Consider the following 26,668-nt stretch of genomic DNA (forward strand, 5'->3'; position numbering starts at 1 on the left):
GGAGACGTGCCCAGTATCTCGCTTGCGACACGGGGGCAATTTTCACGTTCGGACGTGCCGGCACTTTGATCGAACTTCGGATGGAGGGGGGAACCGGCAGTGCTAACATGACGAGAGAAGGACCGGACGTCAGTTGTTATCCTGCGTCCAGCCCTTCAAAAACAATCGAGACCTTCTCTTCCATGATTTCCTCCAGCGCCCAGGCGCCTTCGTTGCGTACCCAATCGTACAGGGCATTGTAGTAGATATTCTCCAGCATGTTGGCCGCCACCAGCGGATTGAAGCGCGTTTTCAGCCGGCCTTTTTCCTGCGCTTCCTCGATCAGATCGGCAAACAGCTGGCGCAGCTCGTAATAGACGTTTTTTTCGTTTTCCAGGATTTTTCTGTGCTTCATGGACGATTCTACCAACACTTTAATGAAGTCGTAGTTTTGAATATTGACCTCATTCATGATTTTGTAGATCCGGAGCACCTTTTGCTTGCAGCTGTCCCCGTAGTCCCACTCTTCCCGGCGTTCCTCGATTTCGTGCAACCGCTCATATCCCCAGTTGGCGAGGATTGCTTCCTTTGACGTAAAATGAAGAAATATGGTTCCGCGGGCAACATCCGCTTCTTCGGAAATCATGTCAATCGTGGTGGCCTCAAACCCGTGCTGTTTAAAGAGCTTGATAGCGGCATTAAAGATTTTTTCGCGCGTTTCCCGCTTCTTTCGTTCTCTGCGTGTCGTCAAAAGGAAGACACCTCCTTTTTGGTTATAGAAGATTATAGCACAACTGATTCCTGCAAAAAAATTCCTGATCGTCGAAAAAACGCAAAAGAAGCGTGAAAAAAAGATAGACTTCGCACATGCTCAAATGTATATTTATATATCATAATGAATAATTATTATGTCAAAGCCGACCTTGAAAGTATGGAGTGGAGGAGAGTAGGATGGTTGTCACTAAAGCAATTGCGGTGCGTCAGGCAACGATGAAAGACGTAGATCAGATGCTGGAGATTATTAATCAATATGCACAGCAGGGGCTGATGCTGCCACGGACGAAATTATCCGTTTGTGAACATTTGCAGTCGTTTGTGGTCGCTCACGATGGTGAAGCAGTCGTCGGGGTGGCCGGACTGCATATTTTGTGGGAAGACTTGGCGGAAATTCGCTCTCTGGCCATCGCTGAGCGGGCGAAGGGGCTGGGGGTAGGAAAGCAGCTGGTGCTTCATCTGGTCGAGCAGTGCCAGAACCTGGGAATCAATCGCGCATTGGCTCTCACGTATCAGAAGGGTTTTTTTGAGAAGTGCGGTTTTCATGTTGTCGCCAAGGAAACGCTGCCGCAAAAAGTGTGGAAGGACTGCATCAATTGCTCCAAACTTCCGATGTGCGATGAGATTGCGATGATTTGCGAAACGGCTGTGTAAACAAGAGAAAAAGGTTTGCTGAGAAAAGAGTCGCGAGTGTGTGCGTTGCGCCGCTCTCTGCTGCTTGCATAGTCCAATCTGTGCCGGCGGCTTAGAGACCGGCTGCGCCTTGAGCTTAGCGGCTCTTTTTTCCTTGCAACCGATCCGGATTGTCAAAAAATGAAAAATAGTATTTTTTTCGTGAACCGATTGGCTCACTCGCGCGTCTAGACTAATGTAAATTGTGGACAAAGGAGGCTTTACAATGTGAACAGCAAACCGAGCATGCTGCAGGATGTCCTGCTTGCAAAAAACGGCGACAGAGATGCTTTCGGCAGGCTGGTTGAGGCCTACGAGCGGAGACTTTACGGCCTGGCAAAAATATATCTCAAACGCGACGAGGATTGCGCCGACGCGATACAGGAAGCGATCTTCAAATCGTATCGTGCGCTTCGCAACTTGAAAGAGCCTGCATATTTCAAAAGGTGGCTGTTTCGCATTCTGATTCGCGAATGCATACAATTGCTGCGCATGCAAAAACGGATGCGGGTCATCCAGTCCGGATTCTGCGGTGAAACCGTGGTTGGTCCGCAAGAAACGGTTGCATTGAAGGAAGCCGTCGCGGGGTTGGAAAACGATCTGCGCGTCGTCGTCCAGCTTCATTACTTCAAGGATCTGCCCGTCAAACAAATCGCCGAGCTTTTAGGTGTCCCGCAAGGAACGGTAAAATCCCGTCTGCACCGCGCCCGCAAAATTTTGGCGGAAATTCTCGAATCCCCCGAAGAAAGAAGGATTGATTATGACCCGATTATGAGAGGGGAGCACTGGCGCTACTGCTCTGCTCCTCTGCCTATACCCGGACCGAAGCGAATCGCTCAAGCGTCCGTCAGGATTCCGGATAACGCCCGCCTGCTTGCCTCTTCCTTCCTGTATACGCACAGGTGGCGGAACAGATGTGTGACAGGTGCCAGGCGGCAAGCGTAAACACGACAGGGAGTGATAGAAATGACTGAGAATCCGTTACAGCCGGAAGTGCATTTTCGAAATATCGACGATGACACCGTTCTGGAGATTTGCGATTTAAGCCATACCCTTTCCCCGGCCCAACGAAAAATGGTCGCGGACAACTCGGTATCCATAGCCCAGGCTTATTTCTCCAAAAACGCGTGGTTTAGAGCCATTTACGCAGATGATGCTCCGGTTGGCTTTATCATGCTGGACCTAGGTTCCGATAACGATGACGGGGTAGATGGCAACAGCGTTTATTTGTGGCGCTTCATGATCGCCGGTTCTTACCAGGGCAAAGGGTATGGGAAACAGGCGATTGAACTGCTCTTGAAGCACTTGAAGGGCCAAGGCATTCATGAGCTAATAACGAGCTGCGGGGAAGGAGAAGGAAGCCCGATTGGCTTTTACACCGGTTTGGGCTTTGTTCCAAATGGCGAAACCTATGGGGATGAAATCGGTCTCATCCTCAAGTTTTAGGCCTCCTCGCCTATGCACGGCATTTTTGCGAAAAGAGACAAGGGTTGCATGAATGCCCTTTAAGACGAAAGAAAAGCCGAGCATCGGCAAGAAAGGAGCTTGGACGAGTGATTTTCAAACTGGACCGGCAGGATTATCAAAAGGTCAGGAGCTTGCTGCCAGCAACGGAGCAGATCTACAACAGAACGGTGAATGCGATTATTGACGGCGTAAACAGAGGGACGATTTATGTTGACGACCCGAACCAGCCGAAAACGGCGCTGGTCGATGTCACGGGAATCAGCTCCTTATTCATCGGCGATCCGCACAATAAGGAATTTATCTCCTCTCTTCGCGAGTTTATCGACACTCAGTTGAAAATAGACACGTACGAGTCGTGCGAAGGCACCTATTTTATCGCGGTATTGAGCGATGAAACGTGGGAAAAGGCAATTGAAGAGGTGATCTCGCACAGAGACTACGAGCCGGATTTTGAATGCTACTTCAAGTTTCATCCCGATCCGTTTTTGGCCGCGAAGAGCAGCTTCAAGCAGTTGCCCGACGGGTATAGCGCGAGGAAAATCGACGCTCCGGTTATCGAGTCAGATCCGGATGAGTACCTGTCGAACGCGATTACGGAATTCTGGTACTCGGTGGACGATTTTCTGAAACAGGGCCTGGGGTATTGCATAATGAAGGGCGACGAGGTCGTCAGCGCGTGCTTGTCCTGCTGTGTATACGGCAAGGACCATGAGATCAATGTGGAAACGTACAAGGAAGAAGAAATGAACCAAGGGCTGGCGACAGCAGCTTGCGTCTTGTATTTGGAGCATTGCCTGCAATTTGGGCTCACCCCGCATTGGGCGACAATGGAAACGAATGAGGCGTCCATCCGCTTGGGAGAAAAATTAGGGTTCGAATACGATTCCAGGCTGAAAACGCTAGAATTTGAGTTTTGAAGAGTTGCCGGGAACGTGCCAAATGTCTGAAAAAGGAAAAGAGTAAATGCCGGTTGCCTCCTTTTCGCGGAGCGGCCGGTATTTTTTTGCTGCTTTCTCCGCTGGTAATCCTTGCTTGCCGACCCCTTATTTAGGAAAAATGGTATGCCTCTATGACATGTTTTCTGGTACTATGTTCTTACTAGTCATAAAATTGAAAAATATTTAAGCGAGAGAACAAGAGATATAAGGGGGCATCTCTATGAAACTGGGGGCTCGGATGTTGATTGCCTTGCTGCTGGCAGGAATCGTTCCGCTGACGGCTGCGGGAGTATTCGCCTATTCGCAAACGAAGCAGGAGCTGCTGGAGGGGAGCGCGGCTACGCTGGAGGCGCTTCGCAACAGCAACAAGGAACAAGTGGAAAACTATTTTCGCGAGCGGTCCAAGAACCTGGAGACATTGGCTGCATCCGGCTCGGTGATCGATGCCTTGCCTGCGTTTGATGCCGTATGGAAAGAGGGTAGAGAAGCCCCCGGCTATCAGGAGGTAGAAGAAGCCCGGGGCAAAGAGCTCAAGATGGAAGCGGCGAGGTACGGCTTTGCCAATGCGTATTTGCTGAATGAGAAAGGAGATGTCGTCTTTGAGACAAAATCGCAGGCGGATTTTGGCACCAATCTGTTGAGCGGGCCATATAGTGGTACGACATTGGGGCAGACGGTGGCGAAGGCTTTCAAGGGCTTGAGTCTCGAACTGTCGGATGTCAGCCGATATGAACCGTCTGGCGGTGCCCCTGCCCTGTTCATGTCGGTTCCGATTTTTGATCACGGTACCGTCATTGGCCAATTGGCGGCCGAAGTACCGCTGGAGTACATATCCCGGCAGCTGAACAGGAGGGAAGGGCTTGGCGCCACCGGAAAGGTGTATCTGATCGGACAAGACAAGCTGATGCGGACCGATCTTGGCAACGGGGAGCAGACGCTCTTGCAGCAGAAGGTCGATACGGAAATCGCCAATCTGGTCCTGTTTTCCAATCAGACGGCGGACACCGTGCAATCGAAAGACTACCGGGGCGAGGACGTCCTCGTTTCGTACGGTCAAATAAAGGTAGGCAAGCTGACCTGGGCCATTCTGGCGGAAATGGACATGACGGAAATCATGGCCGGACCGTACAGCATTCGCAACGCGATCTTGCTGTTCAACGGAATCGTGCTGATTTTGGTGGTCATCATCGCCTCGTTCACTGCTGCCTGGCTTCGCCGGTCGTTTGCCGGGATGCTGCTGGTGGCGAAAAGGATCGGCCAGGGCGACTTCACCTGTGCCGTTCCGCCCGCGCTTTTGAACCGAAAAGACGAATTGGGAGAGTTGGCCCGATCACTGTTTGCGATGCGGGATCAGTTGAGCGGCATTTTGCTGCAGGTGCGGCACGCCTCCCGTTCGGTGACCGAGTCTGTCCGGGAGATCCACGGAAATACGGGGGAAATCGCGTCTTCCAGCGGGCAAATTGTCCAGGTTGTCGACCATGTGGCGGCATCTGCTGATCGACAGGTCGACAAGCTGGCGCGCACTTTGCTCCTGGCAGAAGATCTGACGGCAACGGTGACAGGGGTAACAGGGCATGTCGAGCAGGTGGCCATCTCCTCCAGGGAAATGAGGAGTCACGCGGAAGAAGGGCGGCAGGCTATCGAGGCAGTCGTCAGCAGCATGGATCAGATCAACAGGGCTGTGGAAGCGACGACGCAAGTCATTCACGGGCTGGAGCTGCGTTCCCGGGAGATTTCCCGGATTATCGCCGCGATTACCGAGATCGCCCGGCAAACGAACCTGCTTGCCCTCAATGCCAGCATCGAGGCAGCGAGGGCAGGCGAACACGGAAAGGGTTTCGCCGTCGTCGCCAATGAGGTGCGCAAGCTCGCGGAAGGAACGAATGAAGCCGCGCAGCAAATTGTTTCCATGATCAGCGATGTTCAGGCCAGCACGACTGCTGCTGTGGAGAAAATGGCGGAAGGCACTCGCACAGTCAAGGACGGTTCCCGTACAGCACGTCAGTCCGGCGAGATGTTTCGCCGGATCGAAGAAAATATTCACCGGGTCTCCGCCGAGATGGAGGGGGTTCGGCAGGCTTTTGCCCGGATCGCGCCGGAGGCCCGGAAGGTCGTCGCCGTCGCACAGGAAGTGTCCGCTGCGTCGACACAAGCGGCTGCCGGCGTCCAGAGCATTTCCGCTGCGCTGGAGGAGCAGAACGCAGCCATGGAAATGATCGCGGCTTCGGCGGATCAGCTGTCCGCCCTTGCAGACAGACTCCGGGAGTCGCTGGCCCCTTTCCGGTTGGATACGAAAAAATAAAGAGACCCGCTGCGGTCTCTTTTCTCTGTAAAATGCCCGGTGCGTGGCTTGGACAGTAGCTTTGGGCGTGTACGAAACAGGCCTTGCGAGGCGAAGTTTTCTCATCCAGGGGAGGATATCTCTAGCAAAATGTTGAATCATAAGGACGATGGAGTTTCGGGCCGGAGGGAACTAGCATGCAGAAACTAGACTGGGAACTATACCTGCTACCGTTCGAACAAGCCGTGGAAGAGATCAAGGTAAAGCTGAAAAACATCCGTAACGAGCTGCGGAAACGAAAAGAGCACTCTCCGATCGAGTTCGTTACAGGTCGGGTCAAGTCGATCCCGAGCATATACAATAAGGCGAATCGCCTGCAGTTTCAGATCGATGAAAATATTTGCTGGGAGCTGCGGGATATCGCGGGAATCCGGATCATCTGCCAATTTATCGACGACATTCCAGCCGTGGTGGAAATGATCCGGCACCGCAGCGACATGCGGATTTATTTGGAGAAGGACTACGTGTCAAGGCCAAAGGAGAGCGGGTACAGAGGCTATCATCTGGCAGTAGAGTACGAGCTGATGACAGCGCGGGGACAGGTGGTCATTCCGGTGGAAATCCAGATTCGCACGCTGAATATGAATTTCTGGGCGACGATCGAGCACTCTCTCAACTATAAATACGAGGGAATCATCCCCTCAGCCATCCGGCAGCGCTTGATCGAAGCAGCCAAGGCGTCATCCAAGCTGGACAGCGAGATGAACAATATTCGCGAAGAGATCAAGGAGGCCCAGGTGGAGTTCACCGCCAAGGAAGTGCCGATGGAATCGCTGCTATCACTGGTGGAGCTTGACTTGGACGTGGACGACGAGGAAACGGGAGAAGGCATGAAGACCAAGGAAGGGAAGAAGCGCCTACATGACGACGATGAACTGGCTGCAGGAAGTTGAAAAGCAAAAAGACGATCTGATTTGCACGACGCAGGAATTTTTGCGCATCAAAAGCGTACTGGACCCGTCTACAGCACGGGAAGGAGCTCCTTTCGGCGCAGGCATCCGCGAGGCGCTGGACTTTGTGCTTGAACTGTGCGAACAGGCTGGAATGACCGTCAAGGATGTAGGCGGCTATGCCGGGCATGCGGAGTTTGGACAGGGCGGCGAATTGATCGGCGTACTGAGCCACGTGGATGTCGTTCCTGAAGGGGACGGCTGGACTTCGCCGCCATACGCTGCGGAAATCGTCGACGGGAAGATCGTTGCCCGCGGCGCGATTGACGACAAGGGTCCGACGATTGCGGCGATTTTCGCGGCCAAGCTGGTCAAACAGTCAGGTCTGCCTTTGTCCAAGCGGGTCAGACTCATTTTTGGAACGGACGAAGAGTCGGGCTGGCAATGCGTCAAAACGTACTTTGAAACCGAAGAGATGCCGACGATGGGCTTTACGCCCGATGCCGATTTTCCTTTGATTTACGCGGAAAAGGGGCTGACAGACCTGACTGTTTTGCAAACACATGAAGCGTTTCGCGGACAGCAGCTCCCGGCGGTCGACAGCCCGCAAGCCGAGCTCCTCTCGCTTGCCTCTGGAAGAAGGATGAACATGGTGCCGGACAAAGCGGAGGCCAGACTGCTGCCAGTGGGCATGAAAGCCGAGGAATTGCTTCAGACATACGACGCGTATCTGAGCGATTCCGGTATGAAGGGCAAGGCGGAGTGCGCGGCTGGGCATGTCGTCCTGCACATGGAAGGCGTCTCTGTCCACGGTATGGATCCCAGCAAAGGCGTCAATGCCGGCAACGAGCTGATTCGCTTTCTGGGAACGCTGACGCTGGACGCGAGGGCAGACCAGTTCGTTCGCTTCACCGAACAGTACCTGTATCGGCAGCATTACGGCGAAGCGCTCGGCATCTCTCACCATGACGATGAGATGGGGCCGCTCACGTTGAATACGGGGGTTATCGAGTATGAGGCAGAGGGCGATGCCCTGTTTCGCCTCAACATCCGCTATCCCCATTCCTTGCCGTTCGAAAAGTGGAGCGCGATTTTCCGGGAGCGGATTGCCCAGGCTGCATTCGTGTTCGAGGTGGTTGAGCATTTGCACCCTCACCGTGTAGATCCCGGTCACCCGCTGGTGACGACTCTGCAGCGCGTGTACACGGAACAGACCGGACTCGAAGCAGGGATTATCGCGATCGGCGGGGCTACCTACGGCCGTTCGCTGGACATAGGCGTGGCGTTCGGTCCGCTCTTCCCCGGCCGTCCGGACAGCGCCCATCAGCGGGACGAATACATTCTCGTAGACGATCTGATCAAAGCGACGGCCATCTACGCCCAAGCGATTTACGAACTGGCAAAATAACCGTACACCAGAAAAACAGGCGGTTTGAAGCTGCATTCCCTTTTGCAGCCAAGCCGCCCGTTTCGTTCATGTCGAAGAAGAAGTTTGTTTCCCGTTGTTCCGTTCGTCACCTAAAGCAGGCAAGAATGGGTGCCGCAAAAAGTGGCGATCTGACTGTTTTGTTGTGTTTTTGAAAAGACTCCTATACTATAGGGAGACAAAGCCAGCGCACGGTCGCTGAAAATGAAGGACGGATGCCGTGATCCGCTCGTCAGGCAGGGATGGCCGACAGACGAAGGGAACGGCTTCTTGGGAAAAGGAAGTGAGCATCATGGCAAAAACATTTGCGTCGTTTGGCTTTCGCCCGGAACTGATGCAAGGCATACAGGAATCGTATTACAAGGAGCCGACACCGATTCAGGCTGAGGCGATTCCGTTGATAGCGGAGGGAAAGGACGTCATCGGTCAAGCGCAGACCGGCACAGGCAAGACAGCGGCCTTTATGCTGCCGATTCTGGATCGCCTGCAGCTGGGCAAAAAGGATATTCAGGCCGTGATCCTGACTCCGACGCGGGAGCTGTCGATCCAGATTGCGAAAGAGGCTGAGAAGCTGGGCAAGCATCTGGGTGTCAACGTGCTCTCGCTGCACGGCGGCACGGATATTGAGAAGCAGCTGAACAAGTTGAAAGAAACGGTTCACATCGTCGTCGGAACGCCGGGACGGGTGCTCGATCACATGAAGCGTGGCTCCCTGCACTTTGGCCGCATCTCCACGCTCGTTCTCGATGAAGCCGACAAAATGCTGGAGATGGGCTTTTTGGAGGATGTGGAGCAGGTCATCGTGAACACGCCGCAGCAACGTCAAATTCTCCTCTTCTCCGCGACGATGCCCGATCTGGTCAAAAAGCTTGCGCAGCAATTCATGAAGCAGCCGCCGCATATCAAGATCGAGTCGAAGCAAAAGACGGTAGAGTCGATCGAGCAGCTGTACTATGTGGTCAACCAGAGCGACAAGACGGATGCGCTTGTCGACTTGTTGGAGCAAGAGCAGCCGTACCTTTGCATCGTGTTTGCCAACACGCAGGCGCGCGTGCAGAAGCTGACCGCACGGCTTCAGGAAACCGGGTTTTCGGCAAGCGCGCTGTATGGGGACTTGTCGCAAAACAAGCGGGAACAGCTGATGAAGCAGTTCCGCGATATCAAGTTTCAATTCCTCGTGGCGACCGACATCGCGGCTCGCGGCCTCGACGTGGAAGGGGTCACCCATGTGATCAACTACGACCTGCCCAATGACGTGGAAAGCTACATCCACCGCGTCGGCCGGACAGGGCGGGCAGGCCAAAAAGGAAAGGCGATTTCGCTTGTCTCGCCGCGCCAGAAAAGCATGATGATCCGGTTTGCCAAAGCGACGAAGGCGCCGATCGAGGAAAGGCTTCTGGTGGTCGGACGCCATCTGGACGCGGGACGCCGCGAGCGCGCCAAAGAGCGCGAAGCGTACTTTATTGAACTGCGCGAGCAGAAGGCAAAGGAAGAAGCGAAGGAAAAGGACAAGCTCATCGCTCCAGTCCGCGAAGCCATCAAAAAGAAGACAAAAGTAAAGCCCGGCTACAAGAAAAAGCTGGCTCGCGAACTGGAAGAACTGCAGACCAAGTACGAAAAAAATCGCCGCCGCGCCGAAGCGGTCGCTGCCCGCAAAGCAGGCAAACCGGGTAGTGCGGGGAAAACCGGTGGCGCTGGCAGAGCCGGGAAACCCGGAGGGAGCGGCAAGCCAGGCGGAGACGGCAGCCGCGGAGGAAGCCGCTCCGGCAACTTTGGCGGCAAACGGCCGCGCGGGTAACCGTTAAGCATAAAAGCAGCTCTTGGCTAGCGCTTTTCTTGTTGCGGGGCGCTTGATGCAAAACAGCCTTAGTCCTGAGCATTCAAGGACTAAGGCTGTTTGCTGTGGAGAAGGTCAGATCGCCCCGACCAGTTCGTCTGTGGATTTTGCATGCATAAGCAAACGTAACCCTGTCACGGCATTCACTTCAAGCTTTTGGTTTTTGCAAGCCGGACTCGGGTCCGGCCATCCCTCCGTCTTCTGACGGATTCCAAGCCTGGTTTCTTCTGGTAATGTAGTCTTCGATCACGTGCGACGCCATCTCGCATAGAAGAAGGCCAAGTAAAGGAGTCTGTCATGAAAAGCTTGTCTTTGCACCGGGGACTTCGGTCCTGCAGTTATGTTTTCTGTTTATATATGATCTTGGGAGTTCTGTTTTTTCCTCTAGGGCATGTATCTGCCGCGCAACCAATGGCGGAATCCGGGCTGCAGCCTACGCTCGATGCGATCGATGCCTACATGGAAGATGCCGTCTTGAAGCTGGGCGCTCCCGGCGGCTCGATGGTGCTGGTAAAAGGCGGGCAGATTGTCTACCGCAAAGCATGGGGTGTGACAGGAGACGGAAAGGCGTCTGTGACGATGAGAACGCCGTTTTTGCTCGGTTCTCTCAGCAAGGGTCTGACTGCCTACGGCATCATGCTGCTTGTCCAAGCCGACAAAATCGACCTCGATGCTCCCGTCCGGCAGTATTTGCCGTCGCTCACGCTTCAAAGCGAAGAGGACGCCGCGAAGATCACCGTCCGGCAGCTGCTCACGCAAACGAGCGGGCTTGGCACGGAAACCGGCATGAAATATGCCGACCAGGGGGCCGACGACAGCGAAGCGATCCAGCGCTATGTTCGCGGGCTCTCGGCTGAAACTGTCACCGCGCCGCCGGGTGAGCGGCACCAGTACAGCAACGCAAACTACGGAATTCTGGGAACGCTGATCGAACGGATTTGCGGCGTTTCATTCGAGGAGTATATGGATCGGTCCGTATTTCAGCCGCTCGGCATGTCCAGTGCTGCCGCAAGCGTCCGGCAGGCCACAGAAAGCGGCTTGACGTCCGGATACCGCTCGTGGTTTGGGCTGTCTGTTCAAAGCGACATTCCCAATGACAACGGCGGCGCCCCCTACGGATACATTTCGGCGAGCGCAGAAGACATGGGCCGATATCTCATCGGGATCATGCGGCCGGATGACGTTCTTTCTGCCCGCTACACGAAGATGATGCTGGAGCCGGCTGTCTTGACCCGGGCGAATTCACAGGCGTCGTACGGATTTGGCTGGAGAATCGCGCCGCTCCCGGAAGGCGGCGAACGCATCTGGCATGCGGGCTCTACCCCCGATTTCCGCTCGGAGATCATGATTTTGCCAGGGGAAGGATGGGGGGCCGTGATTTTGACCAATCGCAACAATTCGCTGGAAGAGATCCGGCTCACGCAGGTGATGAACGGGGTCCAGCAGATTTTACTGGGGAAAGAGACTCCGCCCTTGAACTTTTCAATCCCGACGGAAAGATGGCTGTTTTCAGGTGTGTTTCTGGTCCTGCTGGCAGTAACGGCGTTGATGGCCTACAGAATATTCCGGGCGGGGCAAAAGCCGGGCAACAGGCGGGTATGGGCCGGACTTGCTGCCGTCTTTATCCTCCTGGCCGTTCTCGTGCTCCCGGCACTCCTGTACGGACTGAAAGTGACCTGGCACACATTCTCGCTCTTTGTTCCCGATATGGCTGCTCTTGCTGTCGGCTGCGTGATTTTGCTTGCTGCGAACGGCCTTTTGTCTGTGAAAATGGCGATAAACGACTGAGGAAAATAAAGGAGACTTGAGCTTTGAGCAGTTGAGTCGAAAAAAAGTAAATTGGAAACGGAATTTTTCATAAAAAATAACGGCTTTTTTGGGATTTCGCCTTCTTTTCTCTCCTCCTTGCTATAATCGTGGCGAAGGGGTGTGAGGGTGTGGACCGCATCGACGAACAAATATTGCGACTGCTAAAGGGAAATGGGCGAATGACCAGCTCGGAGATCGGAAAGCATGTCCATCTGTCGATTCCGGCTGTGTCAGAACGGATTTGCAAGATGGAAGAAAGAGGTTTGATTGAACAATTTTCAGTCAAGATAAACAGAGAGAAAATGGGCTTTCATTTACTGGCTTTTATCATGGTTCAACTGGAAAAGCCTGAGCATATTCAAGCTTTCCGCACAGTCATTCAGGAACATGAGCAGATCTTGGAGTGTCACCATATCGCAGGTGAATATGATTACCTGCTCAAGACGGTATCGCGCTCTCCGTCCGATTTGGAACGGCTGATTTCCGACACGGTCAAGCAGGTAAAGGGTGTCGTCAAAACGAGTACGCTGATCGCGTTGTCCACCGTCAAGGAAGAGAGGTGAGAACGCGTTGGCGGTGGTACAGGGACTGCTTTTCGGGTTGGTCCTGCAGCTATCTGTCGGGCCGGTGTGCCTTTCTGTGTGGCAGCGCTCCCTTCGTTCCGGATTTCGGCAAGCGCTGCTGATGGTCTTGGGGGTAGCGATCGTAGACGGGGCTTATATGGCAGCTGCCCTGTGGGGAATGACGCGGTTTCTGCACGATCCTTTGATCAAACCGTTTGCTCAGGCGGGAGGGGCAGCGGTATTGATATGGTTTGGACTCAGGGAGAGGCGGAGCCGGGGTACGAACAGGGCAAAAGGCGTCCAGATGACTGCGTGGTGGTTGAGACGGATTGTGACCCAACGAGCAAAGCAAAGACACTTGCCAACAGTTTTGCAGCCGGGATCATGATCACCTTGACCAACCCACTTACGGTCCTGTTTTGGGCTGGTGCTTTCGGCTCACTTCTGGCTTCTCGGGCGATCGAGGGCGAAGTCGACATCTTCCTGTTTGCAGCAGGCTGCATTCTGGCCACTCTCATCTTTCTGAGCGCAGTGGCCTTGATTGGACACGGTTTGAGGAACATCCTCCGGCCCCCCTTGATAAAAAGGCTTGGCATGGCAGTGGGAGTCGTACTAATGGCATGCGGCTTGCTGTTGGCAGGACGGATTCTGGTTCTATAGATGCAGGGTTTTCCTCTTACTCTAAAACGGGTACAATAAATAAAAGTACCAGAAAATATCGGCCACTTTGGACCTAAGTCCTGCATGAGGGGACAAAGCAGGGTGTGAGGAGAAAGCTGTCATGACTCAACAATACTGTGAACAATGCGGTTTGCCTATTTCGGCAGCTGAATCGGCTTGCCGTTCGTGCACACAGGAAGAACTAGATGAGTATCGGGTCGTTCGCGAGTATCTGCGGATGAATCCCAACTCCAATGCGATGCAAATCGCCAACGCTACCGGTATTTCTGTATCCAGAATCCTTCGTTACATAAAAAACGGCTCCTTGACGATCGTAAGCGACGGGCCGTATCGGCGGAATCGCTAGCAAAAGCCCACCTGCGGGGGAGAAATCGCGCTCCTGATGCAGGTGGGCTTTTTTTCTTGTTCAGCGTAAGCTACAGCCAACGCAATCCTTTTGGATAGTGGTTTTTGAGCTGTCCGTCTGCCTGCTTACCCCAGCCGTTCGGGAAGCCGTCCACGCAGACCAGCGTCCAGCCCGTTTCCCCTTCCCGCGGCAGTGCTTCTCCCTTGAGATAGCGGATCAGGTCAGGATCGTCGGCGGAGAAGCTGGCGAGGCGTGCAGCAGCCTCTGCTCGTACCGCCAGTGCGAGGGCGTGAGAGGGCTCCAGCCGATTTTTCTTCAGTGTCCCCAGGTGCAGGCCGGCCCGGTTGATCCGGAGACCGTCCAGTTCAAGTCCGGGACGAGGGGCATAATAAAGCTGGTCGCCGAAGAGCAGTAAGGCGGATTCATCGCCGTACAAACTTTCGAGGCGAGGCAGGGCTTCCCGCGCAAAGCTCTGCCAGATCGCCACCGCTTCCTTTTTGCCGGAGAAAGAAGGGGTCTTTCCTTTTTTCTTCGGTCGGCTGCGTGCCGGTTCTGCTTCGGCCGCCTCGGCGGACTTCCTCAGCCTGGCGACAAAGTGGCCTTCCCCTCGCAGCTTATGGGGCCAAAGACGAGCTGCCAGAGCGATATCCGGCAAGGACGGGTCGGCCCACTCCGGCTTTCCAGGCGAATACGAGTCAGCGGAGGGAAGCGGGACCATGGTAAACTCAGGATGGCGCCCCAGGAAGGCAGCCAGGGATTGTTCGTTTTCCAGAGGGGCGAACGTGCAGGTCGAGTAGACAAGCGTCCCGCCGGGCTTCAGCATGGCGCTGGCCGCCTCCAAAATATCCAGCTGCATGAGGTGGCACTCCGTCACTTTTTCCGGGCTCCACTCATGGGCAGCTTCGGGAAGCTTGCGAAACATGCCTTCGCCCGAACAGGGGGCGTCGACGAGAACTCGGTCGAAAAAAAGCGGGAATTGCTCTGCCAGCCGTTCGGGTGTTTCGTTCGTGACAATAGCGTTGGTGATGCCCAGCCGTTCGACGTTTTCCGAAAGGGCCTTCACCCGGGTCGGGTGAATTTCGTTGGCGACCAACAGTCCTGCCCCTTTCATGGCGGCAGCGAGCTGGGTTGTCTTGCCGCCTGGAGCGGCGCACAGATCGAGGACAGTTTCTCCCGGAAGCGCCTCCAATGCTTCAGCGGGAGACATAGCGCTCGGTTCTTGCAAATAGTACAGACCGGCTGCGTGGTAAGGATGCTTGCCGGGACGATCCCCTTCCTTGTAGCGGAAGCCGTTCGGGCACCACTCCACCGGCTCCAGGGAAAAAGGGGAGAACGGCAGGAATTCGCCTGGCGCAAGCTTCAGCGGATTGATCCTGAGGCCGTGGCTCGCAGGCTCTTCATAGCTGGCGATAAAGGCTTCGTACTCGTCTTGCAGAAGCGCCTGCATACGGGCGGTAAAGGCAGCGGGCAAAGGGTTTTTCATAGTAGCCTCCGATGTCAGATTTTGTCTGGCCCTAAGAGGAAATTGGTGAATCATGGCGAATCATTTTGAAAGTGAGGTGAGAACAATTGAAAGAATCCCGTGCGGAAAAGTACCGCTCTCGCCGGCGAAGCGATTCCGAAGTAAGCCGGTTTTGGATCATGGGTTTGCTCTTCTCACTGCTGGTACTCGCCTTTGAATTTTTGTTCGAGATTCCTGCCGACGCCACTTGGCTTCAGGAAATGGAAATGGCATTGTTCAGTGCGAGTTTTACTCTGCTTGCCTTTTACCTTTTGGGTCTGACGTTTGTTTTCTCGCGCCAGCAGGAGGCAGGCAAGGTAAACCACCATGTGATCATTTACGCATGGCTGGGGGCAATTTTGTTTCACCTGTTCTTGCTCATCAGCAACCTGGCAAACCAACATGTATACAAAGCAGGAATCATTTTGTTTTTGGGGCCATTATTTTTAACTGTTTACCATTTTATCACGTACTTGTCCGCTTTGCGCGCCGCAAGACAAGAACAGGAGCAAGCGACGGCTGCCTCTTATGAGCGTGCGGCTTATCAACTGATTCTGGAAGGAACCAAGGTGTACGGAGAAATCAATCGGCTCAAGGCAGCCTATCCGGAAGTGGAGCAAATGCTGCGGGCCAATGAATTTTACGGCAAGCTGGAGAGATACGCCCTGGAGATGCAGCAGTATTTGCAGACGAAGCAGTTTACCCGCAAAGACGTGGAGGTATTGGAAGGACATTATTACTACCTGGAAAACCTGCTTCTTTTGGCCAAGCAGCATCCGGGAATCATGGAATCGCGCGCTTTTGCGCACCGGGGAAGTCACACAAGCTAACCACAAGACAGAAGAGGAGAGTGGCGTCAATGTTCTGGAAGAAAAAGAAGGATGAGGCTCATCAGCAGATAGCTGCGACGGCTGTTGCGGTAAAGGAGCCGGATACCCGGGAGGACCGCGAGCAAATCAAGCAGGAGCTGATGGCTGTCTACGAGCAAATGGGCTCGATCATCCATCAGCATGGCGTGGTAAACGACCAGCACGGCGCCTTGGCCGAGCTGGCAAACCGGATGGAAGGCATTGTCGCGAAAATTCAGCAAAACAGTGCAGAGTCCGAGCAGTCGGCTGACGACCTGTACGCCCGCGGTGAACGTTTGACGAGTATCTGCATGCAGTCCGTGGAACGGGCAAATCAGGGCAAGCTTTCCATGGGAGAGGTCGTTTCGGTGATGAGTGTGCTGGAGCAGCAGTCCGCCAGCACGTCCGCGTCCATGGGACGCCTCGAAGAGCGTTCCTCGGAGATTACGAGCATTGTTCAAGTGATCAGCGATATCGCTAATCAAACAAACCTGCTGGCTCTCAACGCCGCGATCGAGGCGGCTCGCGCGGGAGAGCAGGGAAGAGGCTTTGCTGTCGTAGCCGACGAGGTGCGGAAGCTGGCCGAAATGACGGCCAATTCGACCAAAAACATCGCCGAGCTGATCGGAAAAATTCAGGAAGAGACCAAAGAGGCGATCGCCAACAGCGAAAAGAGCGGCAGCGCGATCCAAAAAGGCCTGGCGACCAGCAAGGAAGCGGCAGAAAAAATGGAAACGATCGTATCCGCCCTTCGGGAAGTAAGCGAAGAGACAGCGGGAGTCATGGAAACGATCCAGCAGCAGAAACGGTTTACAGACGAAAACGACCGTCAGGTGCAGGAGGCAAAGCGGGCTCTGGAGGAAATGAATGAGGCGCTGCGCCATCACGTGCAGGAGGCGGGAGCAGTAGACCGGCAGCTGGAAACCAGCTACCAGGATGTAAAACGATTGCTGTCGAAGTAAATCGCCGCTTTTGGAAATACCACAGACCAGAATACGTCCCCGACCGGCTGAAAACCGGCACAGGGACGTTTTTTTCGTCTAGCGGGAGGGGGAGGAGTGCGGGATCAAAGGGAGTGAGCCCTCGGACATATAGCGGTAAACGGGGATGCGGTCACCTTTTTGAACAGGGAGGTAGCCGTTTGTCACGAAGCTGTCCACGGACTCTGGCTCCAGCGTTAGCGCGATAAAGTTAGCCAGCGATTGGTCCATGGCAAATACGTAACTCCCTGCGGGAAAGAAGACGTTCTCCTCAGTCACAGAGGTTTCCACATGATTGGGGAAACGTCCGTTTTCAAGTCGGGTTTGCACCTTGTTGTCGGTGACGAGATAGCTTTCGACACGGAGAGTTGCGGGCTCCGACAACGTTGCGATTTTCACGCCCAAAAGCTTTAGCCGGTCAGCGATGTGATGATAAGCGGACGGCATGAGGTAGGCAGTCGGCCGCTTTCGCTCCAGGGTAGGAAACGCATCTGTCGCACTCACCCACGCGATCGGGATGGAAACGCGCCTGGCCTCTGCCAGATCAATGACATCCAGCGTATGTCCAGTCATCCGTTTGTTTTCGCTGGTAACGACAATCCGGTCGTCGTCATCCGCTTTTTTCCCCCTCGCGATCAGCTGGCTGTGCGAATTGGCGACAGTCTGTTTGATTGTGTCTCTATGCCGGGCAGTCGCCAGGATGAACGCGGAGTGGGTCTTCGCCTGGGCGTAGACACGTCGCGCAAAATCGGCCCGCCCGATGCCGATGCCCCGCGTCTCCACCAAAAACGAAAGGCTGTTTTTCAGTCCGAGGGCATTTCGGCCTATGCGCGTTTCCGTGCTGCCTTCTGTCGCGGTAATCTGCCCTTTCTGATTCAGGGACAGCGTGTAGTACGGGTGGTGCGTCAGCTGGGCTTCATCCAGCGCTTTTTCGACCTCCGGCAGGAGCAGCTGATCGGACATGCTGCGCAGCTCCTTCGGGATGTTCAAATTTTTGGCCGAGGAAATCAGCACGTCATAGGACGAAATGGCTCCCTTTTCCCCTGTTTTCGCCAAAGAGGCGGACGCGACGCCGTACTCGTGAGCGTCCAGCACGACATCGGGCTGGAAGCGGTCAAAGGCTTTGTGGATCGCCTGAACCTCGGGGTATTCGGCTCTCATATAGTCGCGATTGGCGTCCTGGCCGACAGCGACCGTCCGTTGAAACCGGTAGGACCCGTCGGGGTTGATGCGCGGAACGATAATCACATGGACCTGGTCCAAAAGCTCGCTTCCGAGCTTTTCCTCAGCCAGCCATTTGGCGATGACCAGCGCGGATTCGCCGGATGCGGGCTCATTGCCGTGAATTTGGGCCTGGAGCCAGACGGTGGGCTTTGTTTTGTCACCCTGGACCTGATCGGGGTGGCGGGACAGGATTAAAAGCGGGATGTCGCGCCCTTCCAGGGATTGGCCGATAATCTCTAGACGGACGTGAGGATACTTATTTTCCAGCTTTTTGACAAAAGCCATCATCTCTTCCTGGCTGGTAAAGGCTGCACGGTCCTTCTGAAAAGCAGGCGTATCGAATTGAACGGCAGGAGCGGGAAAAAGCGGTGCGATCGACCTGGGCTGCTGGTATACCTCTCCCGTGCCCAAATAGGGAACGGGCGATTTTTCATCTTTGAGAGCGGGTGCTGCTGCCGCTGCCGCGGCGAACGCCGTTTCCGATTGAAATCCCGACAGCGCTTGCGGGCTGGCGATGGTCAGTGGAAATGTAATACAGAGTGCAAAAGAAATTATTTTTTTCGACATGAATCCTCCTCCCCGGCGACGCAATTCGTACTTTCTCTCCATCTTTATCAGATTTTATGTCGCTTTATCATGGTGCTTTCTGATCATATTTGAAAAATAATGGAGGAAATGCGAAGATAATGTTGAATCTACATATGGATGGCGTGGCAGTTACTCCGAAAATAAATGAGCCGGTCTCACGCTTCTGAGCAAGGGGGATTACATGACCAAGGTTAGAAAGTATGTATTGCTTATTCTAGTAGTGCTTGTTTCGCTCGCTATGCCCCCTTCGGCATCGAATGCTTTTCAATGGGAAAAGCCGGTGATGAAGGAAGATGTCGTTTCCGTAAACGGCGGGGCTTTGCGGCAAAAGATTTACCAATTCAAAAACGGCGACGTGTTTCGCATGTACCGGCTGGAGGGCCAGCTCGACAGCAGTCCGCATGTGTTGTCCATGCCCTTTGTAGGAGACGGGGCAACCTTTCGCCACGTTCTGAAAATGGATAACAACGGGCAGACGACACGGGTATGGAATTTGCTTTCTTTGACAGAGGCGAATGAATTGCCGCTTGTTCCCGGCTTTATTGAATCGCCAAACCGCTATTTTTGGTTCGCGCCGCCGGTTGTCTACAGTCCTCTCGGAAGAACGACAATCGATGAAAAAAAGGAACACACCGTGCCGATCACCATTAAAAAAGACTGGAATCGCATGCAGCTGGAGGTGCAGCTCCCGGTCAAGGCGGGCCTGGTCAGCGAATGGTGGATTATGGAGTCAAGCTCTACGCTCGTTCCCTGGGACAATCAGCTGATCGCCAATCTCTGGCTGGGAGTCGATCTCGCCGATAAGGCCAAGTGGCTGTACGACGGGTATTACTACGCAAGCCCGTCCACATACGTTCCTTATACGGTCAACGCCTTTTGGCGCAACCCGGAGAACTACGTAGCCCGCTCTTTCCTGACGAATCCGAACAGCAAAGCCGCGCAAAACATGGGCTATGTCATGCTGGATACCGCTGTCCGCAATCAGGAACCGGAGGGGCACTGGAAGACGTATCCCCAGTCCCAGTGGCTGTCGGACGATTACGGCATTCCGGACGGCTTTTACGATACGCGGTTTAACACCGGGATGGCCGAGCTGTTGCTCGATGGCTGCAAAAAGTACGGGGAAGCTGAATTTTGTGAATCTGCAAAAAGATACGCCTTGTACCTGCGCAACCATGCCAGTCAGTATCATTACGTAATCCCGGGTCCCCAAGACGGATGGCTGGTTGCAGATTACGCCCACCCGTCACCGCATAAGCCGACCCATGTCTCGCTCAATCATCAGTTGGCGGAAATCAACTTTTTGTGGAAAATGCACATGCAATTTCAAGATCCAGCCGACCAAGCGTTGGCAAATGTAATGCTTCTGGGAGTCACCAATCTGGGAGAAAAATGGATCAAACAAAATGGAGATCTGCATTACGCCTGGTTCCCGGATGGTAAATTTGACAGACCGGATTATCCTTATCTGACCTACAATGATTTACGGGAAACCCAGCGATTATACCGGTCGATCTACGGAATGGAGCAGCCTGTCATCGCACAGCTAATGAAAAGCAAGGAGAAATGGATGGCCGCAAACAATGTCGTCAATCCATTCAAGTGAGACAAGTGAAAAAAGGTGCCCGCTGCGGCACCTTTTTTGTTGCGGAAAAGGTAACGGACGGTAAAAGGTTAACCTTTCCGGAACGCATAAAAAGCTTCCTCCAACGAGGGACCAGCTTCGAAAGGAAAGGACTTCAATTGAAGTTCTTTTTTTACGTAAAGGTATCGGGATGTAACCCGGTTCTTCATTCAGGAGGCGCATTGTTTTTTCGCAGTTTTTAGAAAATACACTTTGCTTTCTCGAAATAGTGGCATATAATAACTGAAAAAGGGAAAGCGGTTAACTAGTCTTGTGGAGGAATAAACTTTTCAATTCTTCCGCCTTTTTTTACAACGTTTGGGTAAGCGCTTTTCCATTGAGGAGGAATGGATAACGTAAAAACAGTCAAGGCAGCGCCATTTCGACGTCAAGCTTTTACCGAGGAGGAAACGAAATGAGTGGGGAAATGCAGTTGGATACATGCGACCTGTTGCGAGCGAAAGCGGCTCAGGCTCGCAAGCTGATTGTAGAGACGGTCTATCATGCCAAAGCCGGTCATATCGGAGGCCCCATGTCGGCTGCCGATATTCTTGTCGCTCTTTATTTTGATGCGTTGAATATCAAACCGGAACAGCCCGATTGGGAGGAACGCGACCGGTTTGTGCTGTCCAAAGGCCACTCCGCCATTGCCTTGTACAGCGTAATGGCTCTCCGCGGATATTTTCCGCTTGAGGAGCTGGCCACGTTCGACTCGCTCGACTCCCGCCTGCAAGCCCATCCCGACATGCTGGCTCTGCCGGGACTGGACATGTCTACCGGCTCGCTTGGACAGGGGATTTCTGCCGCCGTGGGTATGGCGCTGGGGGCCAAGCTGAAGAAAAGACCGTTTTATACCTACTGCATGCTCGGTGACGGGGAATCGCAGGAAGGACAGGTATGGGAAGCGGCAGATATCGCTTCGCGTTACGGACTGGACAACCTGATCGTGATCCTGGATTACAACCGGCTTCAGCAGTATGGCTGGAAGGGGACAGAGACAGAGCGGGACAAACCTGTTCATCAGCCGCAAGCTCGCTGGGAGGCATTCGGCTGGAGAGTCATCGACATCGACGGACACGACATGGAGCAAATCACTACTTCTCTCCGGCAAGCAAGGCAGCACACGGGATCTCCCACGGTGATCATCGCTCATACGGTCAAAGGAAAAGGGGTCAGCTTCATGGAGAACAATTACTTGTGGCATTCCCGCATACCGACAGACGCGGAGCTTGAGCAGGCACTCAGCGAGATTGGGAAAGGAGTTTGAGCAAATGGTACAAATCCAGCCGGAGAAGATGGTGGCCATGCGTGACGTATTTGGAGAAACCTTGCTGGCATTGAGCTTGAAAGATCCGAACATCCTGGGACTGGATGGAGACCTGGCCAACTCCACCAAGCTCGACCAGCTCGCGGAGAGAAATGCCGGGCAATTTTTGCAGATGGGAATCGCTGAGCAAAACATGCTGGGGGTAGCGGCAGGCTTGGCAACGGTGGGCTATCAGCCGTGGGTCTGCTCATTTGCGGCCTTTATCGTCAAACGGGCTTTGGATCAGATCGCTGTTTCCGTCGCGCAGCCAAAGCTCGATGTCAAAATGATCGGCGCTTACAGCGGTCTTTTGACAGGGTGCACAGGAAAAACCCACCAGGCCCTGGAGGACCTCTCCATCATGCGAAGCCTCGCCAATATGGTGGTGCTGGCGCCAGCCGATGGCGTTGAGCTGAGCAAGATGATGGAGTTCGCGCATCAATACAAGGGGCCTGTCTATATTCGGGTAGCGCGGGATCCGCTCCCGCAGATTTTTTCAGATGAGCAGTACCGTTTTCGGCTGGGGGCCGCCGTTTCTTTGAAAGAAGGAACAGATGCCACAATCTTGTCAACCGGAACGCAGACGAGCCGGGCGATGAAGGCGGCCGGACTGTTGGAGCGGGAAGGAGTGTCCGTTTCCGTACTGCATATGCCGTCGATTAAGCCGATCGATCAGGAAGCCATCGTCAAGGCCGCGGAGCGGACCGGGCTTTTGATCACGGCGGAAGAACACAACATATACGGCGGTTTGGGGAGCGCCGTGGCCGAAGTATTGGTCGAGCACAAGCCGGTCCCCATGGTGCGGATTGGCGTCCAGGATCGAAATTCAGAGTCGGCGCCAAATGACGCGCTGCTGAAAAAGTACAACATTTCCGTACAGGACATGGTCAGAGTCGTGAAAGAAGCTGTGTCCGCGAAAAAGCGATGACAGGGGGAAAGCGCCGATGACGACAAAAGCGGCCGTGCAGAAGCTGTTTATCAATGGAGAGTGGATGGAGACCGGGAGCTTTCACAAAGTTTACAACAAATACGACGGCGAGCTGCTCGCACAGGTCAGCACGGCGGGCACAAGAGAGGTCGACCTTGCTGTCAGCGCCGCGGAACGCGTGTTCAAAACGACTCCGTTTCCGCCGGAGCAGCGGTATCATGTCTTGATGAAAGTATCCAAACTGCTGACAGAGCGTGCCCAGGAGATCGGGGAATGCATCGCACGGGAAGGCGGCAAGCCGATAACCGACGCAAAGGCAGAGGTCATCCGCTCGGCCAACACGTTTCAACTGGCTGCCCATGAAGCCAGGTTTCTCTCCGGCAGCATGATTCCCAGCCAGGCGTCGCCGGGAATCGGTTCGCGGCTGATGTACACGGTGAAAAAGCCGATCGGGATCGTATGCGCCATAACGCCGTTCAACTTTCCGCTGAATCTGGTGGCCCACAAGGTAGCCCCGGCTTTGGCTGCAGGCAATCCGATCATCGTCAAGCCGGCATCCGATACGGCGTTGACCTCGCTTATGCTGTGTGAAGTCCTGGAGCAGGCAGGGGTGCCGAAGGGGTATGTGCAATGCGTTGTCGGAAGCGGCTCCACAGTGGGAGAGCAGCTGCTGAGGGATCCTCGCATCAAGCTGTACACATTTACCGGTTCGCCGGAGGTGGGCAGGCATATCCAACAGACGATCGGCATGCGGAAGGTGACGCTGGAGCTGGGCTCCAATTCAGCCACAATCGTTCACGAGGACGCGGACGTGCAGCAGGCTGCGGCGAAGCTGGCCAAAATGGCTTTTGCCCACGCCGGACAGATTTGCATTTCCGTGCAGCGGATTTTCGTGCAGAAAAACGTCGAAGCCGCCTTTATGAACGCGTTCCTTGAGCATGTCTCCCGGCTGCAGGTGGGGAATCCGCTCGATCCGGCTACAGACGTGGGGCCGATGATCAGCGTGAAGGAGGCGGAGCGCATCGAAGCCTGGGTGCGGGAAGCGGTGGATCAAGGAGCCGAAGTGGCGATTGGCGGAAAGCGGGAAGGCAGCCTGTTTTACCCGACCGTCATTACGGGAGCCAGAAAAGGGATGAAGGTAGTGGACGAAGAGGTCTTCGCCCCTGTCGTGTCGATCGCGGTCTACGAGACGATCGAAGAGGCGATTGAGCTGGTCAATGATTCCAAATACGGATTGCAGGCGGGAGTCTACACCAAATCGCTGGGCCTTGCCCACAGGCTGCCCTATCTGCTGGAGGTGGGCGGCGTCATTATCAATGACACATGCTGCTTCCGTGCGGACCACATGCCCTATGGAGGCGTGAAGGAAAGCGGCATAGGCAAGGAAGGCCCTGCTTATGCCATGGCGGAAATGCTGGAAACGGTCATGGTTGTCGTCAATCTGGACGAGTAAAGGAAGTGGGCGTGCAATGAAAGGGAACTGCCTTATCGCGCAGTCAGGCGGCCCCACTGCCGTGATCAACAATTCGCTGTGCGGGATTTTGAAACAGGCGATGCACACGCAAAAGGCAGGCAAAATCTTTGGAGCCAAGCGAGGGATTTACGGCATGCTGCACGGGGAATACGCCAACCTGACCCATCTTCCAAGCACAGTATTGGACAGGTTGCGCTGCAGCCCGGGTGCCGCCCTTGGCTCTTGGCGCTGCAAGCTGAGCCAGGCGGATGTCGTGCGCATGGTTGAGCATATGAGGTCGGCTGAGATCCGCTTCTTTTTTTACATCGGCGGCAACGGCTCCATGCAGGTAGCGCGCATGATCGAGCAAACGGCGAAAGAGATGGGCTACGGGCTGACGGTTATCGGGATTCCCAAAACGGTGGACAATGATTTGTGCCTGACCGATCACGCGCCCGGCTTCGGAAGCGCTGCCAAGTTTATCGCAACCTGTGTCCTCGATATCGCCATGGACATCAGGAGCTTGCCCGGCAGCAAGAGGGTTACGATCGTGGAGACGATGGGCAGAAATGCCGGGTGGCTAGCCGCTGCCAGCGCGCTTTCGGGTGAAGGGGACACAGACATGCCTCCGCTCATCTACATACCGGAGGCTCCCTTCCGTACGGACCGTTTTCTGGAGGACATCCAGTCGCAGTATGACCGATACGGCTGCGCGCTGGCCGTCGTCTCCGAAGGAATCCGGGATGAGGCGGGCAGATTGCTCGCGGAGGATTCGATTGCGAAAGATCCTGTCGGGCGGCCTCAGCTGGGCGGAGTTAGCGCGTATCTGGCCCGGCTCGTCAGCGGCAATACGGGGCTGCAAGGCAGAAATGTCCTCCCTGGCATTTGGCAGCGCAGCGGAATGCTGTTTTCTTCGAGAGTCGATGTCGATGAAGCGTATCAGGCAGGCAAGGCCGGCTTTCAATTGGCCTTGGAAGGAAGATCGGGGGTCATGGTTTCTCTAAGGCGGATCGGCAAAAATCCGTATACGGTGGCCTATGAGCATGTGCCCTTGAGCGAAGTGGCGGGCAGGGAGAGGACGTTTCCCGTCGAGTGGTACGACAGCCGCAGCCGCTCCGTGAGCCAAGCGTTCAGGGAATACGTCGCCCCGCTGATTCAGGGCGAAGTACTCGTGCCGATGAACAACGGTTTGCCCGTCTATCAAACGATTTAATATTCGGTGGTATGCAAAAAGGAGTGGCAGCGTTGACCATTTACAAAATAGCGTGTATTCCCGGAGACGGCATCGGGCCGGAGGTGATTGCCGAAGGCGTCAAAATTTTGAACAGGGCGGCGCAGCTCGATGGAAGCTTTCGTTTCGCTTTCACCCACTTTCCCTGGGGCTGCGAATACTATGCCAAAACCGGCAAAATGATGGACGAGGACGGCCTGGAGCAATTGCGGCAGTTCGATGCCATTTACTTGGGGGCGGTCGGCTATCCCGGGGTTCCCGACCACATTTCTCTTTGGGAGCTGCTTCTGAAAATAAGAAAAGGCTTTGATCAGTATGTGAACCTTCGCCCGATTACGCTTTTGAAAGGGGCTCCGTGCCCGCTGGCCAACGTCAGACGCGAGCAGATCGACATGCTGGTCATCCGGGAAAACACGGAGGGAGAGTACGCGGGAGCGGGAGATTGGCTGTTTCCCGGCCAGGAGCATGAAGTTGTCCTGCAGACGGGCGTATTCTCGCGCAAAGGAACGGAACGGATTATTCGCTATGCGTACGAAACGGCTCAGGCAACCGGCAAGACGCTGACCAGCGTCAGCAAAGCCAATGCCCTTAATTACTCGATGGTGTTCTGGGATCAGATCTTCGCCGAGGTGGGCAAAGAGTACCCGGATGTGAGAACAGCCAGTTATCTCGTCGATGCAGCCAGCATGTTTTTCGTCAAGCAGCCGGAGCGGTTTCAGATCGTGGTCACCTCCAATCTGTTCGGCGACATTTTGACCGATCTCGGAGCGGCTATCGCCGGGGGAATGGGGCTGGCGGCAGGAGCGAATATTAATCCGGAACGCCGCTACCCGTCGATGTTTGAGCCGATACACGGCTCCGCCCCGGATATTGCCGGCAAGGGCGTGGCCAATCCGCTGGCAACCATTTGGTCGGCAAGCCAAATGCTCGATTTCTTCGGCCAGGAAGCGTGGGGGAGAGCCGTCCTGAACGCCATTGAGGAGACGCTCGTGCGAGGCGATGTCCTTACCCCCGACATGGGAGGGCGTGCTTCCACGAAAGAGGTGGGGGACAGGGTGGCTTCCCTGCTGCAGGTGCCAAAGGAGCTGCTGCCCAGGCAATAGACGAGTCCCTTGCGTATTGCGAATTCTCAGGCAATCCTGTATACTTGTGGAAGATAAAGCGCTTTCCTATTTTCATTGTCAAGGAGAAATTGCATTCCAGCAGACAAAAAATGACAGTAGGAATGTATGGCTTTCACCAATGGACTAGGGAAGGTTTTC

Annotated in this window: 24 protein-coding genes; 21 read left to right on the forward strand and 3 right to left on the reverse strand. The window is 54.6% G+C overall.

The features are described 5' to 3' along the window. Window positions 1-136 precede the first annotated feature (136 nt). Window positions 137-730 (reverse strand): TetR/AcrR family transcriptional regulator, encoded by a 594-nt coding sequence (locus Q3F21_RS00935; RefSeq protein ID WP_340249197.1) that lies wholly within the window; start codon window positions 728-730, stop codon window positions 137-139. A 200-nt stretch (window positions 731-930) separates the two neighbouring features. Between Q3F21_RS00935 and Q3F21_RS00940 the strand changes: the two genes are divergently transcribed. From Q3F21_RS00940 to Q3F21_RS01000, 13 genes are all read left to right on the forward strand, one after another. After that, on the forward strand, window positions 931-1,407 hold the full coding sequence (locus tag Q3F21_RS00940) for an N-acetyltransferase (RefSeq protein WP_340249199.1): 477 nt from the start codon (window positions 931-933) through the stop codon (window positions 1,405-1,407). Window positions 1,408-1,653: 246 nt separating this feature from the next. Continuing rightward, window positions 1,654-2,370, forward strand: coding sequence for a sigma-70 family RNA polymerase sigma factor (locus Q3F21_RS00945; protein WP_340249202.1), 717 nt, complete (start codon window positions 1,654-1,656; stop codon window positions 2,368-2,370). 21 nt (window positions 2,371-2,391) lie between these two features. After that, entirely contained in the window at window positions 2,392-2,871 is a 480-nt protein-coding gene (locus Q3F21_RS00950) for a GNAT family N-acetyltransferase (protein WP_340249205.1), read from the forward strand. Between the two features lie 107 nt (window positions 2,872-2,978). Then, complete coding sequence (locus tag Q3F21_RS00955; protein ID WP_340249207.1) at window positions 2,979-3,809, forward strand: GNAT family N-acetyltransferase; 831 nt, start codon at window positions 2,979-2,981, stop codon at window positions 3,807-3,809. A 241-nt stretch (window positions 3,810-4,050) separates the two neighbouring features. Then, a complete protein-coding gene (locus tag Q3F21_RS00960) occupies window positions 4,051-6,132 on the forward strand; it encodes a methyl-accepting chemotaxis protein (protein WP_340249210.1) in 2,082 nt (693 codons plus the stop codon). Between the two features lie 176 nt (window positions 6,133-6,308). Next, window positions 6,309-7,064 carry a GTP pyrophosphokinase family protein gene (locus Q3F21_RS00965; protein ID WP_340249213.1) on the forward strand — a complete coding sequence of 252 codons (756 nt, stop codon included), beginning with the start codon at window positions 6,309-6,311 and terminating at the stop codon, window positions 7,062-7,064. Then, window positions 7,033-8,469, forward strand: a complete 1,437-nt coding sequence (pepV, locus tag Q3F21_RS00970) for a dipeptidase PepV (RefSeq protein WP_340249216.1) — start codon at window positions 7,033-7,035, stop codon at window positions 8,467-8,469. Before Q3F21_RS00965 ends, pepV begins: the two co-directional genes overlap by 32 nt. Window positions 8,470-8,779: 310 nt before the next feature. Beyond that, on the forward strand, window positions 8,780-10,285 hold the full coding sequence (locus Q3F21_RS00975) for a DEAD/DEAH box helicase (protein ID WP_340249218.1): 1,506 nt from the start codon (window positions 8,780-8,782) through the stop codon (window positions 10,283-10,285). A 450-nt stretch (window positions 10,286-10,735) separates the two neighbouring features. Further along, the gene (locus tag Q3F21_RS00980) at window positions 10,736-12,112 is read left to right on the forward strand and encodes a serine hydrolase domain-containing protein (RefSeq protein ID WP_340249221.1); all 1,377 of its coding nucleotides are present in this window, start codon (window positions 10,736-10,738) and stop codon (window positions 12,110-12,112) included. A gap of 149 nt (window positions 12,113-12,261) precedes the next feature. Continuing rightward, on the forward strand, window positions 12,262-12,696 hold the full coding sequence (locus Q3F21_RS00985) for an Lrp/AsnC family transcriptional regulator (protein WP_340249223.1): 435 nt from the start codon (window positions 12,262-12,264) through the stop codon (window positions 12,694-12,696). Between the two features lie 13 nt (window positions 12,697-12,709). Then, window positions 12,710-13,084 carry a LysE family translocator gene (locus tag Q3F21_RS00990; protein WP_340249592.1) on the forward strand — a complete coding sequence of 125 codons (375 nt, stop codon included), beginning with the start codon at window positions 12,710-12,712 and terminating at the stop codon, window positions 13,082-13,084. Window positions 13,085-13,089: 5 nt separating this feature from the next. Continuing rightward, window positions 13,090-13,356, forward strand: a complete 267-nt coding sequence (locus tag Q3F21_RS00995) for a LysE family transporter (protein WP_340249225.1) — start codon at window positions 13,090-13,092, stop codon at window positions 13,354-13,356. Between the two features lie 121 nt (window positions 13,357-13,477). Beyond that, a complete protein-coding gene (locus Q3F21_RS01000; RefSeq protein WP_340249227.1) occupies window positions 13,478-13,723 on the forward strand; it encodes a hypothetical protein in 246 nt (81 codons plus the stop codon). A 70-nt stretch (window positions 13,724-13,793) separates the two neighbouring features. Here the strand turns inward: Q3F21_RS01000 and Q3F21_RS01005 are convergent, their stop codons facing one another. Next, window positions 13,794-15,206, reverse strand: a complete 1,413-nt coding sequence (locus Q3F21_RS01005; RefSeq protein WP_340249230.1) for an RsmB/NOP family class I SAM-dependent RNA methyltransferase — start codon at window positions 15,204-15,206, stop codon at window positions 13,794-13,796. Window positions 15,207-15,292: 86 nt separating this feature from the next. Between Q3F21_RS01005 and Q3F21_RS01010 the strand changes: the two genes are divergently transcribed. Together Q3F21_RS01010 and Q3F21_RS01015 are read left to right on the forward strand one after the other, a co-directional pair. Further along, complete coding sequence (locus Q3F21_RS01010) at window positions 15,293-16,054, forward strand: hypothetical protein (protein ID WP_340249233.1); 762 nt, start codon at window positions 15,293-15,295, stop codon at window positions 16,052-16,054. Window positions 16,055-16,083: 29 nt separating this feature from the next. Continuing rightward, window positions 16,084-17,034: a methyl-accepting chemotaxis protein gene (locus tag Q3F21_RS01015; protein ID WP_340249236.1), complete on the forward strand. Its 951-nt coding sequence runs from the start codon at window positions 16,084-16,086 to the stop codon at window positions 17,032-17,034. A 78-nt stretch (window positions 17,035-17,112) separates the two neighbouring features. Here Q3F21_RS01015 and Q3F21_RS01020 read toward each other — a convergent pair whose 3' ends face one another. Then, window positions 17,113-18,843, reverse strand: a complete 1,731-nt coding sequence (locus tag Q3F21_RS01020; protein WP_340249239.1) for a M14 family metallopeptidase — start codon at window positions 18,841-18,843, stop codon at window positions 17,113-17,115. A gap of 202 nt (window positions 18,844-19,045) precedes the next feature. On the opposite strand from Q3F21_RS01020, the gene Q3F21_RS01025 reads away from it, so the two are divergent. The 6 genes from Q3F21_RS01025 to Q3F21_RS01050 all read left to right on the forward strand — a co-directional run bounded on the left by Q3F21_RS01025 (window position 19,046) and on the right by Q3F21_RS01050 (window position 26,509). Next, window positions 19,046-20,470, forward strand: a complete 1,425-nt coding sequence (locus Q3F21_RS01025; RefSeq protein ID WP_340249242.1) for a hypothetical protein — start codon at window positions 19,046-19,048, stop codon at window positions 20,468-20,470. 433 nt (window positions 20,471-20,903) lie between these two features. After that, window positions 20,904-21,755, forward strand: coding sequence for a transketolase (locus Q3F21_RS01030; RefSeq protein ID WP_340249243.1), 852 nt, complete (start codon window positions 20,904-20,906; stop codon window positions 21,753-21,755). A 4-nt stretch (window positions 21,756-21,759) separates the two neighbouring features. Beyond that, on the forward strand, window positions 21,760-22,722 hold the full coding sequence (locus Q3F21_RS01035; RefSeq protein WP_340249245.1) for a transketolase family protein: 963 nt from the start codon (window positions 21,760-21,762) through the stop codon (window positions 22,720-22,722). Window positions 22,723-22,738: 16 nt separating this feature from the next. Beyond that, window positions 22,739-24,175: an aldehyde dehydrogenase family protein gene (locus Q3F21_RS01040; RefSeq protein WP_340249247.1), complete on the forward strand. Its 1,437-nt coding sequence runs from the start codon at window positions 22,739-22,741 to the stop codon at window positions 24,173-24,175. A gap of 16 nt (window positions 24,176-24,191) precedes the next feature. Then, window positions 24,192-25,388 carry a diphosphate--fructose-6-phosphate 1-phosphotransferase gene (locus Q3F21_RS01045; protein ID WP_340249249.1) on the forward strand — a complete coding sequence of 399 codons (1,197 nt, stop codon included), beginning with the start codon at window positions 24,192-24,194 and terminating at the stop codon, window positions 25,386-25,388. 32 nt (window positions 25,389-25,420) lie between these two features. Then, window positions 25,421-26,509, forward strand: coding sequence for a tartrate dehydrogenase (locus Q3F21_RS01050; RefSeq protein ID WP_340249250.1), 1,089 nt, complete (start codon window positions 25,421-25,423; stop codon window positions 26,507-26,509). Window positions 26,510-26,668 lie beyond the last annotated feature (159 nt).

Source organism: Brevibacillus borstelensis (assembly GCF_037834415.1).
GTDB classification, from domain to species: Bacteria; Bacillota; Bacilli; order Brevibacillales; family Brevibacillaceae; genus Brevibacillus; species Brevibacillus borstelensis_A.

Coding starts and splice junctions, on each gene's coding strand:
- Q3F21_RS00940 (WP_340249199.1), top strand. CDS start 931: ATGGTTGTCACTAAAGCAATTGCGGTGCGTCAGGCAACGATGAAAGAC.
- Q3F21_RS00950 (WP_340249205.1), top strand. CDS start 2,392: ATGACTGAGAATCCGTTACAGCCGGAAGTGCATTTTCGAAATATCGAC.
- Q3F21_RS00960 (WP_340249210.1), top strand. CDS start 4,051: ATGAAACTGGGGGCTCGGATGTTGATTGCCTTGCTGCTGGCAGGAATC.
- Q3F21_RS00965 (WP_340249213.1), top strand. CDS start 6,309: ATGCAGAAACTAGACTGGGAACTATACCTGCTACCGTTCGAACAAGCC.
- pepV (WP_340249216.1), top strand. CDS start 7,033: ATGACGACGATGAACTGGCTGCAGGAAGTTGAAAAGCAAAAAGACGAT.
- Q3F21_RS00975 (WP_340249218.1), top strand. CDS start 8,780: ATGGCAAAAACATTTGCGTCGTTTGGCTTTCGCCCGGAACTGATGCAA.
- Q3F21_RS00980 (WP_340249221.1), top strand. CDS start 10,736: ATGGCGGAATCCGGGCTGCAGCCTACGCTCGATGCGATCGATGCCTAC.
- Q3F21_RS01000 (WP_340249227.1), top strand. CDS start 13,478: ATGACTCAACAATACTGTGAACAATGCGGTTTGCCTATTTCGGCAGCT.
- Q3F21_RS01005 (WP_340249230.1), bottom strand. CDS start 15,206: ATGAAAAACCCTTTGCCCGCTGCCTTTACCGCCCGTATGCAGGCGCTT.
- Q3F21_RS01015 (WP_340249236.1), top strand. CDS start 16,084: ATGTTCTGGAAGAAAAAGAAGGATGAGGCTCATCAGCAGATAGCTGCG.
- Q3F21_RS01020 (WP_340249239.1), bottom strand. CDS start 18,843: ATGTCGAAAAAAATAATTTCTTTTGCACTCTGTATTACATTTCCACTG.
- Q3F21_RS01025 (WP_340249242.1), top strand. CDS start 19,046: ATGACCAAGGTTAGAAAGTATGTATTGCTTATTCTAGTAGTGCTTGTT.
- Q3F21_RS01030 (WP_340249243.1), top strand. CDS start 20,904: ATGAGTGGGGAAATGCAGTTGGATACATGCGACCTGTTGCGAGCGAAA.
- Q3F21_RS01035 (WP_340249245.1), top strand. CDS start 21,760: ATGGTACAAATCCAGCCGGAGAAGATGGTGGCCATGCGTGACGTATTT.
- Q3F21_RS01040 (WP_340249247.1), top strand. CDS start 22,739: ATGACGACAAAAGCGGCCGTGCAGAAGCTGTTTATCAATGGAGAGTGG.
- Q3F21_RS01045 (WP_340249249.1), top strand. CDS start 24,192: ATGAAAGGGAACTGCCTTATCGCGCAGTCAGGCGGCCCCACTGCCGTG.